13 protein-coding genes are annotated in these 19,097 nt (G+C 35.6%); 5 read left to right on the top strand and 8 right to left on the bottom strand.

The genetic code is table 11. The features are described 5' to 3' along the window. Window positions 1–56: 56 nt before the first annotated feature. Entirely contained in the window at window positions 57–2,879 is a 2,823-nt protein-coding gene (locus AsAng_RS23225) for an outer membrane beta-barrel protein (RefSeq protein WP_264789489.1), read from the top strand. A 180-nt stretch (window positions 2,880–3,059) separates the two neighbouring features. Here AsAng_RS23225 and AsAng_RS23220 read toward each other — a convergent pair whose 3' ends face one another. Together AsAng_RS23220 and AsAng_RS23215 are read right to left on the bottom strand one after the other, a co-directional pair. Further along, entirely contained in the window at window positions 3,060–5,150 is a 2,091-nt protein-coding gene (locus tag AsAng_RS23220) for a penicillin acylase family protein (RefSeq protein WP_264789488.1), read from the bottom strand. Window positions 5,151–5,324: 174 nt separating this feature from the next. Next, a complete protein-coding gene (locus AsAng_RS23215; RefSeq protein ID WP_264789487.1) occupies window positions 5,325–5,774 on the bottom strand; it encodes an SRPBCC family protein in 450 nt (149 codons plus the stop codon). Window positions 5,775–6,001: 227 nt separating this feature from the next. On the opposite strand from AsAng_RS23215, the gene AsAng_RS23210 reads away from it, so the two are divergent. Next, window positions 6,002–6,616, top strand: coding sequence for a pyroglutamyl-peptidase I (locus tag AsAng_RS23210; RefSeq protein ID WP_264789485.1), 615 nt, complete (start codon window positions 6,002–6,004; stop codon window positions 6,614–6,616). On the opposite strand, the gene AsAng_RS23205 is transcribed toward AsAng_RS23210, so the two are convergent. The 4 genes from AsAng_RS23205 to AsAng_RS23190 all read right to left on the bottom strand — a co-directional run bounded on the left by AsAng_RS23205 (window position 6,597) and on the right by AsAng_RS23190 (window position 11,696). After that, a complete protein-coding gene (locus tag AsAng_RS23205) occupies window positions 6,597–7,370 on the bottom strand; it encodes an AMP nucleosidase (RefSeq protein WP_264789483.1) in 774 nt (257 codons plus the stop codon). The two genes, AsAng_RS23210 and AsAng_RS23205, sit on opposite strands and share 20 nt — an antisense overlap. Window positions 7,371–7,816: 446 nt before the next feature. Further along, window positions 7,817–9,568, bottom strand: coding sequence for a gliding motility-associated C-terminal domain-containing protein (locus tag AsAng_RS23200; RefSeq protein WP_264789481.1), 1,752 nt, complete (start codon window positions 9,566–9,568; stop codon window positions 7,817–7,819). Window positions 9,569–9,587: 19 nt separating this feature from the next. After that, a complete protein-coding gene (locus AsAng_RS23195; RefSeq protein WP_264789480.1) occupies window positions 9,588–10,862 on the bottom strand; it encodes a M16 family metallopeptidase in 1,275 nt (424 codons plus the stop codon). 72 nt (window positions 10,863–10,934) lie between these two features. Further along, window positions 10,935–11,696 carry a hypothetical protein gene (locus AsAng_RS23190; protein ID WP_264789479.1) on the bottom strand — a complete coding sequence of 254 codons (762 nt, stop codon included), beginning with the start codon at window positions 11,694–11,696 and terminating at the stop codon, window positions 10,935–10,937. Between the two features lie 423 nt (window positions 11,697–12,119). Here AsAng_RS23190 and AsAng_RS23185 point away from each other — a divergent pair, with 423 nt between their 5' ends. Continuing rightward, window positions 12,120–12,431 carry a hypothetical protein gene (locus AsAng_RS23185; protein ID WP_264789478.1) on the top strand — a complete coding sequence of 104 codons (312 nt, stop codon included), beginning with the start codon at window positions 12,120–12,122 and terminating at the stop codon, window positions 12,429–12,431. 81 nt (window positions 12,432–12,512) lie between these two features. Here the strand turns inward: AsAng_RS23185 and AsAng_RS23180 are convergent, their stop codons facing one another. After that, window positions 12,513–12,920, bottom strand: a complete 408-nt coding sequence (locus AsAng_RS23180; protein ID WP_264789477.1) for a hypothetical protein — start codon at window positions 12,918–12,920, stop codon at window positions 12,513–12,515. Between the two features lie 164 nt (window positions 12,921–13,084). Continuing rightward, window positions 13,085–13,783, bottom strand: a complete 699-nt coding sequence (locus AsAng_RS23175; RefSeq protein ID WP_264789476.1) for a coiled-coil domain-containing protein — start codon at window positions 13,781–13,783, stop codon at window positions 13,085–13,087. A 246-nt stretch (window positions 13,784–14,029) separates the two neighbouring features. Here AsAng_RS23175 and AsAng_RS23170 point away from each other — a divergent pair, with 246 nt between their 5' ends. Then, window positions 14,030–15,898 carry a hypothetical protein gene (locus AsAng_RS23170; protein ID WP_264789475.1) on the top strand — a complete coding sequence of 623 codons (1,869 nt, stop codon included), beginning with the start codon at window positions 14,030–14,032 and terminating at the stop codon, window positions 15,896–15,898. Window positions 15,899–16,693: 795 nt separating this feature from the next. Continuing rightward, window positions 16,694–19,036 (top strand): type IX secretion system anionic LPS delivery protein PorZ, encoded by a 2,343-nt coding sequence (porZ, locus tag AsAng_RS23165; RefSeq protein WP_264789474.1) that lies wholly within the window; start codon window positions 16,694–16,696, stop codon window positions 19,034–19,036. Window positions 19,037–19,097: the final 61 nt, after the last annotated feature.

The following is a 19,097-nucleotide window of genomic DNA, read 5'->3' as shown; positions in this document are numbered from 1 at the left end:
TTATTCTCAGAAGGTATTATTTATCTTTTTTGAAATAATCTTGTAATCATCTTATTATGCGAATAATTTATCTATTTATCTTGCTTATAACGACTATTCCGTTAAGTTATGGACAAACCTACTATGCTCTTGATGGTCATTTAGTGGATGAAACAGCTACGGAGTTAGTTGGGGCTACGGTCTTGTTGTTAAATCTTCCTGATTCTACAATGGAAGAATATGCATTGACCAATGAAAAGGGTATTTTTAAAATTACAGCGCCTAAAAATACAAGTTATTTATTACAGATTAGTTATATGGGATATGAGACATATAGCCAAGAGATAAATTTAAGCCAAAAAGTAAATTTAGGAACAATTGTTCTCAAAGAAAAGAGTGAAGCCTTAGCTTCGGTAGAAGTGGTTGAAGAACGCATTCCAATGCGTATGAAGGGGGATACGTTGGAATATAGTGCGGATGCTTTTCATACCCAAGAACATGACAATGTGGAAGCATTACTCAAAAAATTGCCTGGGGTTGAGGTAGATCGGGATGGTCAGGTCAAAGCTCAGGGGGAGGCTGTGGATCGAATTCTGGTAGATGGCAAAGAATTTTTTGGTGATAATCCCGAAATTGCTATGAAAAACCTGCCTGCGGATGCCATCAATAAAGTTCAAGTTTATGATCGAAAATCGGAAATGGCAGAGTTCTCAGGCGTAGACGATGGAGTAAAAAGAAAAACCATTAATTTGAAGTTAAAAGCAGATAAAAAGCATGGCTTTTTTGGTCATGTAGATGGGGGGTATGGTTATACTGTTCCCAGCCCATTTAAAGGAACGGCAAACAATCATCGCTACCGTAGCAATTTGAGTTTGAATTATTTTAACCCGACGATGAGAGTTTCAACCATTGGGGCGTTTAATAATGTCAATGAACAGAGTTTTAGTTTTATGGACTATATTAATCTGATGGGAGGAATCCAGAGTATGATGTCTGGAGGAGGCAGTATCAATTTGGAAATTAATGGCGATGATCCGTTAGGCGCATTATTAATGGATAATAAGGATGGAATTGCTCGAACGCTTGGTGGTGGTGCTAATTTTAATTGGTTTATTAGTGATAAAACAGAGTGGAGTACACACTATTTCTATTCTATTATGAATAAACGAAAGGAAGCCTTTAATGAGATGCGTTCTATTGGATTAAATTCGTTTTTTACTAGAAATGGAAGTGTGAATAGCAACGTTCAAGCTGGCAATCACAATTTGAACAGTAGTTTTAAACATAAATTTGATCCAACTCAAGATTTAAAGTTTCAACTTAAGTTTAAATGGAACGATGCCTTGATGAAGCGCTCTAATTTTGAGCAAACCTTTGGTGCCAATCAGCAGCGTCAAAATGAAATCCATCAACATTATAACAATCAACAGAATGGATGGGGACTGAATGCAAATGTTTTGCACCGAAAAAAGTTTAAGAAAAAAGGTCGAGTATTGATGACCAATCTAATAGGTGGTTATAGCAACAGGAAGAAAGAAACAACGAATATTTCTAGGACTCAACTCTATAACGATGGAGGGACTTTGCGGGCAATAGATTCTCTCAATCAGGAACAGTATGGTTTAGAGCATCAGCAAATTTATGGAGTGGAAATATCATTTGTTGAACCCATTGCCAAGCATAGCTTTTTGGACATTCAATTAACAGGGATGTTTAATTTTGACACCAAAGATAAAAAGGTCTATGACGTTAATGATGGCTCTAATATACTAAATAATGAGTTGACCAACTTGTTTCAAAAACAGTATAATTACCAAACGTTAACTACTCGATTTCAACGCACTAAAAAGTCTTTCACATTAACCCTAGAGGCTTCTTTACAACGAAGTTATTTAAAGGGGATTTTCTCGAATGGGCAGACTCCTTTGGCAAGAACCTATTATTATCCTTTGGCTGTTGTTGCATTAGATTATAAAATTAGCCAATCTAGTAATTTTATAGCCCGTTATGCAACGAATATTAAGGAGCCTAGAATTGAGCAATTGCAGCCCATTCTCAACAATAATAGCCCCTTGTCACTTTATGTTGGCAACCCCAATCTAAATCCAGAGTATCACCACAATTTGAGTTTGCGTTATAATTTGTTTGACCAATTTTCTTTTACCTCCTTTTTTGCAACAGCCTCTTTTGCGATGCTCCAAAATCAGATTGTTGACAACCAGATGATTGATGATAATTTTAGGATAACTTATCGGCCTGAAAACTCAGCAGTGGGCTATCAAGGAAATCTATATGTCAATTTTAGTCGACCAATTAAGCCTTTGGGAGTTAAATTTAACCTTGGAGCAAATGGGCAATTCAATAGCCGAAAAACCTTGATTAATGAGGTTGGAAATACCGAATTAACCCAACAATATACGTTTAAGGCAAGTGTTGAAAATCGTAAAAAGCAAATTGTTGATGCATTGGTTGGGGCTAAAATTGAAATGAATAAAAGCACCTTTTCGATTAATAATTCACTGAATATTTTCTATCTAAATTATGTGGCTTATGCCGATTTAAAACTGACCATTGCCAAGAAATGGAACATCAGCAGTAGTTTTGATTATAATATCTATGCGAATGAAGCATTTGCCAATGATATTTATATTCCAATATGGTCAGCATCTATTAGCCGTACATTTTTGAAAGCAAATCAATTAAAAATAGAACTTAGGGCATTTAATATTTTGGATCAACAAGTGAATGTACAGCGTTTTAGCCAAAACGAAACGATCGGAGAAAGCCGTACCAATACTTTGGGGCGTTACTTTATGATTTCTGCACGGTACAAAATCACCCAAGTAGGAGCTAAAAAACCAAATGGAGATTTTGACTTTCAGATGGATAGAGAACGGTAGTTTTAATAAAATCATTCTTTGGCAACTTGCGTGGAAATTTTAATTAATGGTCTTAATTATGCCATTTAGGTATTAGCTTTTAGCAAGCTAACAACAACGTGGTCTAGGCTATAATATCCCCAAATAGAATAATACCACAATTAGTAGCACACAAGTTGTCAAAGAACCAATAAAATTAATCTATTTAGGGTGATAAGTTCGTTTCGCTGTTTTTAGAATTTGCGTTTTATCTAGGCTCATTACCTTGGTTTTTTGCTGAATATACAAGTCCACCTGATCGTTGTAATGAGGGCTATCTGGACGATTAGAAGCACCATAACAGTTGATGGTTTCTATTTTTTCCACCCCTGATTTATTATAGGTTGCAAATAAAATAAAAGAATCGCCTAAATTACTTTGTACCCTTCCCTTTTTCCATGGAATGGTATACATGGCAGCAATAGACTCACCAAGCCCACCAATAGGTAATACCTTGTCTCCACGAACATGTTTTTGCAATTCTCCTAGTTCAATCTCTAAGGTTTTAAAGTGTTTTAATAGATGTTTTTTTGCAAATCGAAGCGCTTCTACAAAGGCAGATTCAGGGAGCGAACCATTGCGATCTGCAATGCCCTTACGCCCCATATATCGTATAATATAATCATTGGCTAGAGAAAAAATAGCAGCTTGTTTGTTGTGAATATCTCCCCCTCCATCCCATTTTGAAAACACCGCAATAATGTCGGCTAAGTCAGGGTACGTTTCTGGAGAAAGTTGTCGCAACAAGTCCCAATTTTCTATTGTTCGAGTATATAACGGCAAGCTACGATTTTGATCGTACTTGATGGTCTTAAAATCTTCATAGGATAGTTTTTTATAAGGCTTCATCAATTCCTTGAACCTTAAGTGCCTTGGGATTGCCCCCGATACATAGCCCATTGTGGGGTTATAGTCGTTAGGGTTTGGGTTGTCAGCATCAGCCGTAGAATTAAAACCAGATCCATTCATATGAAAGACATAACCAGCAGGTGGATTTTCGACTTGAAGAAGGCTGTCCATTGGCATAAAGTTAGGCGCCCAAATTGTGGCAGAAGTATCTCCAGGAAGAAGGTAATCCCATTCGTAATTAGGATCACGATAAGGAAATAAGCCATTGTCAATAAAAAAAATATTCCCTTTTTTGTCGGCATAAATGGTGCTTAAATTCGGTTGTTCTTGTAGGGCTAATGCAGCTTTAAATTCATCAAGTGATTGAGCTTTATTCATATGGTACCATTGTTCTGGTGCTCCAATGACCATATTGGCAGGAAAGCGAAGGGCATAAAAGCCAGTTTTATTCTTGATGACAGGACCATGTTTGCTCCAGTAGAACTTTTTTTTGATGCCAACTTTTAGAAAACCAATTTTCACTTTTGTTTTCCATACCCTTTCTTCGAGTTCTAGCCATTGATTGTCCAATTTATAATGTAGTTTTTTGTTGGGGTGCATAGTCAATTCGTAAACATCGCAATAGTCGTTGTAATTAACACAATGGGTCCATCCCAAATGTTCATTGGTTCCAACAAAAGGAGTGACTCCACCACAAAAAGTTGCCCCTGTAAAATTCCAACCTTCCTCGGTATGGATATGGACTTCATACCAAGATAAATAAGAGCGAAGCGGTTGGTGAGAATTGGACAATAAAAATGTTTTTCCTTCCTTGGTTTTGTGAGGAGCCAAGGCGATTCCATTAGAGCCCGCAGACAAGATCTTTTCATCCATTCTAGTAATTGGAGCTAGATTGGATTGAAACAAACGCCCTAAGTCCGCTTGAATATCTGTAATCAAGGCGGTTGACAGATTATAGGCGGTTACAATATCTTTGGGATGAATAGGAAATAATTTTTTGTGTCGAATTTCCTTAGGATGCAAAGCAGCATATTGATTTAACCCAGCAGCATAAGCCGCTAAGATTTTTTTGAACTTTGGAGAAAAAGTACGCTCGTATTTCTCGTCTACAATAGCCTTAGAGTTAATCAAAAAGGCAACGGCATCAAACAAAGCACCATCTTTGCCCAGTACGGCTCCCAATAAGCTTCTAGCTGCAAGCAAAGGTTCTTGGATTTGCTCAAAATTATCTTCTGCATGTGCCCATGCTAAGCCGTAAGCGGCTTCTATATCGGTTTCACTAAAAATATGAGGAACGCCCCATTGATCACGAGCTATTGTAATATTATTGACATCAATAGGTGCATTGGTTTGTGCAAATATTGAAAATGAGGATAGGAATAAGAGTAAAAAAGCGAAAATCATCTGGATTAAAGTTATCAAGGGAATGATAAATAAGAATCAATAGTTAAATTTCGGACAACTAATCGGACAAGAAGGGGAAGGGATAAGATTTGAAAATTCAACAATTTGAAGATGAAACAATATAATTCATTTTCAAATTGTTGAATTTTCAAATAAAATAGAGATGTAAATGAACTAAGCTTCTTCTTTTGCAATTTGCTCTGCAAATTTCTTAAAACGCTCCATGGTCATTTCCGTTTGTTTTTTGAAAACTCCTTTCATTGCCAAGGCAGCAAACTTCATCAGCCCGCCAAATTTAAAATCATTCTGCATGATCCAACGTGTTTTGTTTGGAGCAATTTCTTTAAAGTTATTGGTCACAGTATTGTTCACACCATCAGAATCATAGCGTAAAACAAACTCATGCGGAAGATTACGTTTTAGGATTGTTTCTTTCATAACAATCTTTTTGACAATCATATCATAACGAATTTCAGCAGTAGCACCAACCTGACCGATTTGACCCGACAATGGGGTAAAACTAATGACATTAGGCTGCCATTTTTTTAAATTATCAGGATTTTCAAATAATTCTAGTAATTTGTCAAAAGATATATCAACAACGATTTCTATATGAAATTTCATAGTCAATGAATGTGATTGTCGGACTAGAAACAATAGCCTAAGTCCGTGTTTTATAAATTTGTTTTTGATGGGTAGAAAGACAAAATCAGTAGGGTCTTATTTAGTTGGTTGATAGCCTTTTTTTAGTTCGGTTAACTTACTATTTGGGGCTGAATGGTATTTTGTTCAACTACCTAGATCAAACAAAGTTAGCGAAATTTATAAAAATGTGTAAAAAAGCGATAACAATGAAAGTCTTATTAACAGGTTTTGGTCTGTTCCATGATTTTAGTGCCAATCCAACAGAATTATTAGTGCAACACTTTCCCGAACTACCCAACATCATGCTAAAAAAGCTTGTGTTTAAAGTCGATTTTGAAACGGTTGCCCAAGAATATCCAACAGAATTGACAGCATTTAACCCAGATTTGATTATTAATTTAGGTTTAAATGCTACTGCCAATACTATTCAATTGGAAGAGTTTGCTCTAAATACGGCTGTTCCCAACCAAGCTATTATTGTAGAACATGCTCCTGCTGCTTATCGCAGTACATTGCCACTTTATGCCTTAAACAAAAGGCTCAACCAAGCAGGAATCCCTAGCCAAGTCTCTCAACATGCAGGAACTTATTTATGCAATTTTATTTATTATCATTCCTTGCATTATATGCAACAAAAGGAAGGGGCAGCGGTTTTTATGCACTTACCCTTTAGTTCAGAATTGGTTTGCCAGTTTGCTTTACAGAACCAGCGAACTTATCCTTCTTTGCCAATGGCAACACTGCAAAATGCAATCCAATTATTGATTCAAGACGTTGAAGAAAACCTAGGAACCAATACGATTAAAAATGCAAGTGTTTAACGGTTAATCCGTTGTTGATTAATTGTTTGAGTGAAGAAATGCCGATTTCTAAATGTTTGTTGACAAAATTTTTGGTCACGGCATTGTCGCTTTGAGAAGTTTTTACTCCTTCTGGAGTCATGGGCATGTCCGAAACCAATAACAAAGCCCCTGCCGAAATTTTGTTGCGAAAAGCCGTGATAAACAAAGTAGCTGTTTCCATATCAATGGCCAAACAACGAATTGCTCTTAGATAATCTTTAAAATCTTGATCGTGTTCCCATACTCGGCGGTTGGTGGTATAAACGGTACCAGTCCAGTAATCTAGGTTATAATCTCGAATGGTAGTAGAAATGGCTTTTTGTAAAGCAAAGGCAGGGAGCGCAGGTACTTCAGGTGGAAAATAATCATCAGAAGTTCCTTCCCCTCTTATGGCTGCAATGGGTAAAATCAAGTCGCCTACTTTATTCTTATCACTTCTTAATCCACCACATTTGCCCAAAAACAAGCAAGCCTTGGGTTGAATAGCAGTCAATAAATCCATGATGGTTGCGGCATTGGGGCTTCCCATACCAAAGTTGATGATTGTAATTCCGTTAGCGGTGGCTGTTTGCATGGCTTTGCCATAGCCTTTGATTTCTACATCGTGCATTTCGGCAAATTCTACGACATAACCACTAAAATTTACTAAGAGAATGTAGTCTCCATATTCATCCAATTCTGTGCCCGTGTATCTTGGCAACCAATTATCGACAATCTCTTTTTTTGTTTTCATGTTTTTTGTATTATGCTGCGAAGTGGTTTAAAATAATCCCCAAATCAACTGGGAAGACTTTAAACCACTTCTGTATAGTAAATATAGAATGTATAACCATTCTGAAACCAGTAAAATACAAAGGATTGAGGAGAAATGCAATAGACTGTATAAAATTAAAGTAGAATTATAGAAATGTTTATCTTTAGTAATACTCCACTGATTAGCTACGCTGCGACTTCGTGGTACCTGCGGTACTACTGCATGGTTTTTAGTTTTTGAAAAAAAAACATAAAAAAGCATCTTGTATAAATTTGATAATCAGCATTTTAATATTTTGATTAATGAAGTTGTACTTTGTTGATTATCAAATTAATATGGTATTCTGAAGAAGTGGTGCTTTATTAAAGGGAGAGTACTCTATTAGAAAGCTAAAAGAATGTCTTCCTAATCAAAAGGATCACTTCCTATCGCACCAACATCACAGTTCCCTTGCGTTCAATCCATTCCAAATTGGGGGCTTGAAAACGAATGCGATAAACATACATGCCCATTTTTAAAGGTTGCCCATCTTTAGTGCCATCCCAAGCATCATACAAATCATTGGATTCAAAGATTTGTTGCCCATAACGATCAAAAATCAGCATAGAATAATTAAAAATGCTGCGTCCAAAAACAATAATGGGGCGAAAATATCGATTTTCTCCATTGGGTGAAACGGCGTTTGGAATATGGATATTCGATCCTTGTATGGCACAACCTTTATTGGATTGACTTTGGGTAAAATTGGATTTTCCATTCGGAAAATTAAGCTGCATATTGGCGATAACAAAATAGCAACTTTCTGCCTCTGCCTCATTGGTTACATCCAATTGATCAATATAAGTCAGGGTAGTTGCGGGCACAATAGCAATGCGCTGAGGAGACCCATTAATTATTTTGTACAACCAATATTCTTGAACGGTTCCATGTTCTATGTAGGCTTCTGTCCAAGTGATTTTATTTTCAAAATTTTCTAAAGCTTCTACTTCCAAAAAAATCGTTTTAGCCCAATTGCTATGAACGATATGCCCACAAGCATCCTCTGTTTGTACTCTATAATAATAACTATTGAGATAGGGTTCAACTTGATTGTCACTAAAGCCATTTAAACTAGAACCAATCAGCGGCAAAAACAATCGAGAATCTAATTGACTAGAGTCGATCCCTGCTAAAAGATTACCGCCCACAAAATCTACATTGGTATCCCATTCCCATTTAATGCTAATGTCATTGTTGGTGGTCACACTCAACTGGGTAATATGTATATAATCCATTGGGCGATTGACCCGAACATCAAATTGTAAGTTATTGGAAATTGCTCGATTGACTTTGTTTCGTTCTACTGCTCGAATTTGAAAAACCAAGTGGTCGTTATCCGCTGCATTTGAATAAATATAACTATGCGTTGAACTAGAAACCGTTTGGTATAATTGAAAACCACTACTGTTTTTATTGCCCCAAATTTCATAGCTTTGTACTCCATCTTTCCAATTTTCATAAGCATTCCAATTTAATGAAATAGTCTGATTGCAAGAATCAATACTGCCCGCTACAATCATAGAGGTATGCGGTCCCGTTGTTCCATCTACAGCATCTCCAAGCCCCAATAAACTTTTATTGCAAGGGCTTACAGCAATAATGGCATAACGAGCTAATAAATCAACCGCCGAAGCATCGGTAAAGGAGGTGCCATTGGTAATGGAATTAGCAGTAGGGTAGGGGAAATAATTGTTAGAGCCATAAGGACTCTCTTTGTAGATTTGATACCCAATCACCTCTGGACTAGGGCTAGGGTCCCATTGTATAACGGGAACATTACCTACAATGCTTACACTTCGTAGATCAGGTGTAATGGGGCGTTGATTACTGACGGCAATAGAGATATGACTAAGTACTCCATTACAAAGCATTCCCACTTGATAATGCCAAGTGTTTTCGTTGGGATTATTGTGTACCAGGTTAGTGGTGGATACAGTATCTAAAGGAATAAACGGACCTGAATTATTTTCTTGCCCTAAGACTACATACCCTCCAAAATTGGCACAGGGCGTAGCTTGCCATGTGATCGAATCTTGTCCTGAACCCAATAATAATCTAGCGCAAACTTGCGATGTTTGCGCCTGTGCAAATTGCACGATCCATAAAAAAAGGACGATGTTTAGTGTCTTTAAATACATATAGAATTGTTTACGCTCATTACTCTATAACCACTTCCAACAAATCATCTGGGTTCAAATATTTTTGAGCCATTTGTTGGATTTGATCAGGATGAATGGTTCGTATGGTATCAATAAATTGATAATAATGCTGTTGGTTTAGTCCAGCGGTTACCAAACTCTTGATAATACCTGCAATATTAAAAACTCCATCTAGGGAAGTTAATTGCATCCCCAAAGTATAATTTCTAACCATTTCCATTTCTTCTTTGGAAATAGCCGTATCTTGTAAACGTGCAATTTCTCCATATATTTCAGCTAAAGCGGCATCTTTAACATCTTTTCCGACATCAGTGTGAATATACCAATACCCACTAGAACTTAATGTTTCTATAGAAGAATAAACCCCATAGGTAAAACCATGTCGCTCTCGAAGGTTTTGCATGAGTCGAGCACCAAAATAGCCTCCTAAAACCATATTCAACATATAGAATTGATCACAATCGGGATGCGCTCTGGAGAAGGTACGTCGCCCAATGCGAATGGATGCTTGTAAGCTTTCTTCAGAAATTGTTTGATGTATTTTTTTTCCTCCAATGTCTGGCGTTAATTCCCAATTTAAGGGAGTTGTAGTTTGGAAGGTAGGTAAGGTTCCAAAATATTGATTGAGCAATTGGAGGGTTTGGGAAGAGGTTTTGCCTGAAATGATGATGGTACAGTCATTGGCCGTATAATTATCTTGAAAATGCTGCTGAATTTTGGGAATATTGATTTGATTATAGTGCCTATCAGATGAGTTGTATCCATAGGGATGTTCTGAGCCAAATAGTTCTTCGGTAAATAAGCGGTAAGCAACCACGTCATTTTTCTGCAATTGAACTTTGAGATTTTGCTTATTACGCTTAATTAATTTGTGCAATTCTTCCTCTGGAAAGGCAGGAACGGTTAGCAACTCTTGAAGCATGGGCAAGAGCGTTTTTAAATGCTTAGACAAACAGTATACTTGAACATTAACCGTATTAAAACCATCGTAAATACTTAGCTTTGCACCATAATATTCAAAAAAATCAGCAAGCTGCCCTGCATTATATTGATGACTGCCAGCTTTGAGCAGTTGAGAAGTGGCACGGGCAATTAATTTTTCTTTTTCGTACCAGCGTCCAGCCTCAAAAATTAGTTCTAATTTAATGACATTTTGACTGCCAAGGTTGATTTCATAGACAGGAATACCATTGTCTAGCTGATGTAAATTAGGTTGATGTAAGGCTAGACTTTCGACGGTTTGTATTTGAGGTGCTTTGCTACGGTTGATCATGTTATAACATTTGAGATATTTGCCCAAAGATACAAACTTTTAAACGATCAATCCGCTATTGAATCCAGCAATCTAAAGTTTTCCTTTGATGGTGTAAAAATTAACTCCTTTTATTTCAGCTTTTAGGCTTTCTAACTGCTTTATTTCCTCTATCAGGGCAGTGGGAATTTTATCTCCAATAGCCTTGTTCTTATCGTACAACAAAATCCAACCATTGTCAAGGTTAAAAGCAACCGATTGAATGACTTGATTGTTTTGTTGTAAGGTTTTAATTTGCTGAATCATCTTTTCGGGAATTAAGTCCCAAAAAACTTCATTGTTTTCGGCAATTAATACCCAGCCGCCATTGATGGAAAGCCCAATGCTTTTAATGGTTTTATTGGCTTTGTTAAGGTCTATAATTTTTGTGATTAGAGATGGTGCGATATTTTTCCAATTGGCTTCATTGTTATCGTACAAAACAACCCAGCTTTGTTTGTTGTAAGTGTTCAATGGAGCAAAAACAATTTGTTGGATTGTAGCACCTTCCGTTTTTATTTTTTGCAGTGTTGCCATAAAATCTTTTTGGGTTCCATCCCAAGATAAATAAGGCGTAGCAGGTTGTTGTGCTGTATTAACATAGGAAATTACCCAACCACCATCAGGAGCCAAACCAATACAATTAACAGCAGAATAATTTCGAGCCGCTAATTTTTTTTGTTTTTCAATCAATGAATTGGGAACCTCTTGAGCTTTGAATTGATTTTGGTTGTACCACAACGTCCAGCCTTCTTGGGCTTGAAGAATACTAGAATTAAAAAGCAAGAGTAGGATAGAAAGAAGTGTAATTTTCATAACTGGGAGATTCAATATAATCGAATTAAAAAATACATGCTTTGTAAATGCTCTCCTGTAGTATCTATATTGCTACGCTGGGTGAGCATTGTCAAAGAACCAAAAATTAAAAAGGACAATTAGTCTAAACTAAGTATATCCATAGAATATAATGGAATTATGTTTAGACTATTTCTATTTATAGGATCAATTATTTTCTGAAAATAAGCAGTTGTTCATTGGGGGATAACACTTATACATTGTATCAAAAGTCCGATTTTTAATGACTTATATTTGTAAGGCAGAATAAGTTTTTTAGTGCATGTTGTTCTATTTGTGTATGGCACTAAGCGCTGAAAAACAATTTTAAATTTATGGTTTTAGGCAGCAGCTGTAAAAGCATTTTTATGGGCAACAGGCTAAAATCAAACAACAACAACAGATATGATAGAGAAAATATTATTTTTTAGCATGTTACTATTTTTTGTTTTATTGTCTTGTGAAACTAGCTTGTCAGATGCACCAGATTTAGTATTAAACGTAGGAGAAGAAGTAAAAATAGAAGAGGTTTATGTTTTGGCAAATAAAGTCAAAGAACAGGCAGAAAAAGGCTTAAGTTCAAATGTAGATATAGCAGACGATGAAGTAATATTGGGTGGAGGATTGATGTATAAAGGTGCAGAGTTAGAGTTGAATGATAAAATCTACATTTGCACTAAAGTGGATCAAAAAATGCTAGAGTTTAAACTTAAGTAACAAAGCAAAACTTTGCCCCTTTTTTCATTTTCTTTTAGTTTTACATTACTCCGTTAATTTTTATAAAGGATTGAAAAAAGATTATATTTCAAATGGTACTTCTTTTAAGAAATAGGTAAAATTAGAATTAGTCTCATTTTTATTGGCTTTTGTTAAAATCTGTAAGGTAAATTTTCTACCAGGAGCATAAGAAGACAAATCAACAAAGCCAGAATAATGATGAGAAGTGCTTTGAGGGATGATAGACAATGGGTTGAATGGAGCAACGTAATCAAATTGAAGACTATCACTCGAAATCAAAAGTTCAATTTCATGAAGTCTAATGCTTGCACTTATTTCAAAATCAATAAACACGCTATCAGGGTTAGACTGAACGCTATTCGCTATGGGAAAATGTACCGTTGCACTAATTTTATTTTTTTCAGGATGGCAACTCATTAGACTGAGAAAAAAGAGAGAAAAAATGGCTATAATTACTGTTAGTCTCATGGTGATTTTTTGTAAAAAAAGTTAACAATTAAACCTAGTATAGAAATACGTTGTATATAAATGTTTTAATTTAAACAATTAGAAAAAATAAAGTGTTAGTTAACTTGAAAATGCTATTCATTACATTTTCAAGCTAACTAACCAATAAAGAAGTGTTTAAGAAATTATTTTACACTATCCAATCGTTTTTGGATTTCATCAATGATTTTTTTCTGTTCATCAATGGTTAAGGTTGTATTGGTTTGATCTTCTTCACTTTTTTTGATGTCACCTTCTGCTGTGACAATATTTTCTTCCATTTTTTTGATGGTAGCTCTATAGTCTTCTATATCTTTTGTTCTTTGGGCTTCTTCTTTTTCTTGTTTTTTGAGCAAATCCTCCAATTCCTTAAGTTTTTTCTCCGCCTCCTTTAATTCAGCTTCAATCATATCAGCAGACACCACATTGGCAAAGTCTTTTAAGATCTTTTCGCCAGCAGGATAACGTTCAGGGTGATCATTAGAAGACAGGTAAGAAACCCCTAAGTTGAACCAAACCGAAATAGCGGTCCCTTCGGCACCTCTCTCCTCGATTTTAGTAATAATATCTACGGTATTATCACTCATGTCCTTGAGCGATGCATCGTCCGTTATATGTTCATTCATTTTACGATCAAATTTGGTCTTGCCTTTGAGCTTCTTGATAAACTTGCTCCAAGCTTTGTTGGTTGCTTTTCCAGTAGTACCTGGCAACTCCATGGTTAGGCAATTAAAACTGCCTTTGCTATTTGATTTAGTTTCCTCTTTTATTGGAGAATCAATTTGCCCCCAGCTTGCTGATACAAAAGCAATAAGCATAAAAAGTGTAACCATTAATGTTTTCATAATTTTTTGTTTTTATGTGCTAAAAAAAAGATTTTATAGAATAATTTTCTTACTTTAAGAGACTCTCATATAAGTGTACTCTCAACACAACAGGGCTATAATACTACTACTTTATCTAATTAATTCTAATCTACTCTTTTTTGAATTAGACATTTTTATAAGAAATGTGATGTTTTGTAAAAGAAAGCTTGTCTAAAATAAGCAAAACTTGCTATCTTAGCAAAACGTTATCAAATAAAAAATAATATGAGAATTATAATACTAGTATTAAGCGTTTTATTTACTGTATCCAACATTCATGCCCAAAGAATACAGCATCTAAAAAAAGGAAATTCTTTTTATAAAGAAAAGGATTATACCAAAGCTGTTGCTGAATATGAAAAGTTATGGAATTCTACCGCTGGAGCTAAATTATTGGGAGTGGATGCCAAAATGAATTTAGCAAATTGTTATCGGTTAATGGATTATCCTTTTAAGGCTCAAGAGTTGTATCATCAGGTAATGCAGTATGGAGATGACAGGTTGTCTATTTATTTGGAGTACGGAAAAGTATTGATGTCTTTAGGGCGTTACGAGGCTGCTATTAAACAATTTGAGGTTTATGCTCAAAAAGATGAGGCATCAACAGAACCTGCCGAATTAATTCAGCAATGTAGAGATATTGAAAATATTGAACCAATCTTTTTAAACGTAGATGTTTCTAACCAAAATATTGTGAATGATTCTGCTACTCGTCAAATCGGGATTACTTATTATGGAGATGCTGTTGTTTTTGCTTCTGATGAGTTGAGTGAAGATTTGGGCGATATGAGAACTAGAGGTTATCTCAATATGAGAGTTAGTGGGGTAGGGGCAGATGGAAATTTGAAACCTTCAGAAAAATTTTCTCATTCTCTCAACGGTAATAACCGTCACGATGGACCTGCTGCTTTTTCTAGAGATGGTATTCATATTTTTTATTCTCAGAGTGTGCAAACTCGAGAGGGAAATTCTGTCTTGCAAATTTGGACTTCTTCTTTTAGAAATGGTCATTGGTCAGAAGCTCGACCACTAGAGTTTTTGATGCAAGGAAGTAATTTTACACATCCTACTTTATCTCCTGATGGAAGAACCTTGTATTTTGCTTCGGATATGAAGGGGTCATTTGGGGGCTTGGATATTTGGATGAGTAATTATGAAAATGACAGTTGGACCTATCCAATTAATTTGGGAAAAGATATTAATACCGAGAAAGATGATGCTTGGCCGTATATTCATCCAGATGGGGATTTGTATTTTTCTTCTAAGGGGCACCCTGGTTTTGGAGGTTATGATGTATTTCGTACCCGCCCATTAGGAAATGGGGTAGATTGGTTGCCAATTGAAAATTTAGGACAGCCTTTTAATTCTTCTTTTAGTGATGTTTCTTTTATTATGTCTGATGATCAGACACAGGGTTTTTTCTCGTCCAATCGTGCCAAAAGTTATGATGTATTTAAATACGTAATTGTAGGGGCAGAAAAACAGAGTTTGCCTGTAGATGTAGGACCTAGAAAAAGCACGGGAATGTCTGAAATAGAACATCCTGTTGAATTGGATGCTGATTTTCCCGTACAACCAGCTGGAATGTCGGATGAAAAATATGTAGAGCACTTAAAAGATTTGGCGGCAAAGGGAGAACTAGAATTGCCCAACACAGATGATTCTACTTCTAAAAAACAGAAAAATAATTCTAATCCATCCCAAAACGAAACGCCATCTTCAACGGATACAAATTCTGATACGAGACCAATAGACAATAATCCCAATACTACTGCAGATAATTCAACATCAAATGAAACAACAACAGTGGTTGATGATAATATTGTTTTAGCTGTTGTCCTAAAAATTATGGATGTTGCTAATTCAAGACCACTCGCAGATGCACAAGTAGTGGTTAGAAATAAATTTACTCAGGCAGAAGAAGTTTTAACCGTGAATGCTCAAGGTGAGGTTGAGGTACGTTTGGATCCCGATCAAAAATATACCTTGGTAGGACAGTGTGTAGGATACAAAGAAAGTGCCTTACCTGTATCGACAATGGGGGTTGTTGCTTCGGATAGAGTACAAGCAAATATGCCAATGGAAAAAGAGTAAATTTGTGTATTCGCTTTTCTTTAAATCTGCATTGAGACAATTGTCTCAATGCAGATTTTTTTTGCCTAAAAAAGTATTTTTTTAATTTACCCAACCTTTTTTTTTTTGAGGTCGTTTATCATTTATAACAGACCAAGACAAACCGTTTTCGTCTAAATTAAAAGGCAATACATTCTAATTGGAAGAATTAGAATATAAATAATAACGGAAAAATACTACTAAATACATTACGACCATAAAGCAATTAGTAGTGTTTTTCACCGTTATTTTGAAAATGACTTACAACAACAACAACATATTTACAACAACAAGTTTACTTACTTACTTACTTACTTACTTACTTACTTTGCAGCTTGGGATGGAATAGGTTAAAAGGGGAGGTGGTCATCCACCTCAAACCTGTTCCTGAACGACAACTAAAAATTAAAAATCGTTATTGGATAATAACGTAACATAGGGTTAAAGAGGACAGTTTTGCTGTCCTCTTTATTTGTTTATAAGGTCTAGAAAGCATTAGGGTTTACGAATTTTGTTCACCTATTCTTTTTTTAAGAATAAAAAATGTATTGTTTAACGTCAACATTTTAGCACTATCCTTCGTTCCTAAAAGAAATGAATTAAGGGCATTATTTAGTTAATTGGCTTGTCTTAACAATATAAATCTACATTCTATAGAATCTACCTATACAATTTTATAAATTTGAGTATTTGATATCAATCCTTCTTATTTAAAAAAATGAGTTGATGATTAAATACAACAGATCTTTCTTAGTCTGATTTAAACCGAGTGAATTTATGATGTATAGTAAAATTTATTTTCTTTTAATTTTTGTGGGGATATTTTCTTCTTCTGTGCTTTTGGGGCAAGATAACCCTGTGGGTATAGGGGACTGGCGTTCTCACTTATCCTATAAAAATATGGTTGCCTTAACAGAAAGTGAGGATGCTGTATTTTTTGCTTCTACGCAAGCTATACTAAAAATATACAAAGAAGACCAGTCGTTAGAACATCTCAATAAAGTTTCTGGGTTAAGTGATATGCGAATAAAGACACTAGAGTATAATCGTAGTGAAAATGTTTTGGTGATCGCATACATTAACGGAAATATAGATTTATTGTACGATAATGGGATGGTAACGAACTTATCGGCTATTCTTAATAATAATAATATCATTGGGGACAAATCCATTAATCACATTTATAATGCAGGAAAGAAAATTTATTTTTCTTGCTCTTTTGGTTTGGTTGTCTATGATTTAGAAATAGATGCATTTAGCCAGACTACTTTTATTCCTGTTGATGTTAATGCTTGTACTCAATTGGACGATACCTTGTTTATCGCAACAAATCAGGGCATATATAGAGGGATTATGGATGGTCGAAATCTTTTGGATTTTGGAACTTGGCAGTTTCAAGGGAGCAACTATGGTTTAAATTTAAGTGCTTATTCTTCTCGAAATTTAATCAAATTTAATAATAAAGTTTACGCAGCAGCAAAGGATACCCTTTTCCAGTATTATAATGGAAGCTGGCATCCGCTAAATGGATTTGACAAAGAAGCCAATCAGGCTGTAGTGAGTTGGCGACCTACAGGAAGTGGCGATTTTATTCCTCATTATAATATGACTCTTAATTATGACCAAACGGAAATAATTATTGCAACCAATACGCCTAGATATTATACAATTACGGCCAATAATGATATTTACACCAACTACTACGCTAGTTCTTGGCGGGTAAAGGATATTGTTATAGATCAAGATAATATACATTGGGCGGCTGACGAAGGGTATATTCACCGAAATTTCAAACATATAAAGCCGAATGCTCCGCTATCCAATCAGGTGTCTGATATGCATGTTGATGTAGATGGAACGCTTTGGGTTACCTCTTCTTTTTATAATGGAATTGCCGTTACCTTTAACAAAACGGGATTTTTTAGATACAAAGAAGGAGAATGGACAACCTATAACTTTTCTACTAAACCCGCAATGGATACCTTCCATGATGCAATTCGGGTAATTAGTAACCCTGAAAATAATAAATTGTATGTTGCTTCTTTTATGAATGGTGTGTTGGAAATGGACGGAAATGAGAACATTGCTATCTATGATCAATATCATAGCGATGCTCCATTATATGGAACCCATGGGGATGAGGCCAGAACGAGAGTGCGGGGCTTGGCGGTTGATGATGACGGCAATGTATGGATGACTAACTCAGGGAATTTTGACGTTAGTCTAGTTGTAAAAAGACTGAATGGAACTTGGAAAGGTTTTTCTAATACTTATTTTAGAAGCGAAGTTTCAGTTGAGGATTTGGCTATTGATAGAAATGGGTACAAATGGGTGAAACATGTTACAGGAAAAATAACCGTGTTTGACAGCGGTGATTTGGATGATGATACGGATAACCGTTCGATTCAATTGGGTAAACACAATACCTTATTACCAAATGACCTAACAGAATGTCTAGTGGCAGATAAAAAAGGGGCTATTTGGGTTGGAACGGATGCTGGTATTGTAATTTTTAATTGTTCCGCTAATGTTTTTGATGGAGCTTGTCAAGGCAATAGACCTATTATTACTCAAGATGGATTTAATGGTCATTTATTGGAAGGAGAAACCATTGTTGATATAGCGGTAGATGGAGCCAATAGAAAATGGGTTGCTACTAATAATGGTTTATTTTTATTGTCAGCAGATGGCTATGATCAATTGGCTTATTTTACCAAAGAAAATAGCCCTTTATTTGACAATGCTGTTAAACATTTGGCGTTGGATGGCGTTACAGGAACACTCTATATTGCTACTGCCAATGGAATTCAATCTTTTAGAGGTGAAGCTACTACAGGGCTAAAACGCATGAAAAAAGAAAATGTAACTGTCTTCCCTCACCCTGTAAAACCAGATTATTCAGGACCAATTGCTATTTCTAATTTGGCAGATGAAGCCAATGTAAAGATTACAGATATGAGTGGTCGTTTAGTGTACGAAACTACTGCTTTGGGAGGGCAAGCAATCTGGAATGGTACCGATTATAATGGTAGAAGAGCACAGTCAGGAGTCTATTTGGTCTTTATTGTTAATGAAGAAGGAACCCAAAAAGGAGTGGCTAAAATCTTATTTCTAAATTAGACCAATCAACGATTCTTTTTTGTACTAAAACTCACTACAAAGCTAAAGGTAACCATACCTT

Source organism: Aureispira anguillae, from assembly GCF_026000115.1.
GTDB classification, from domain to species: Bacteria; Bacteroidota; Bacteroidia; order Chitinophagales; family Saprospiraceae; genus Aureispira; species Aureispira anguillae.
Note: the sequence above shows the minus strand (reverse complement) of the source record. Positions and strands in the feature narration are given on the sequence as shown.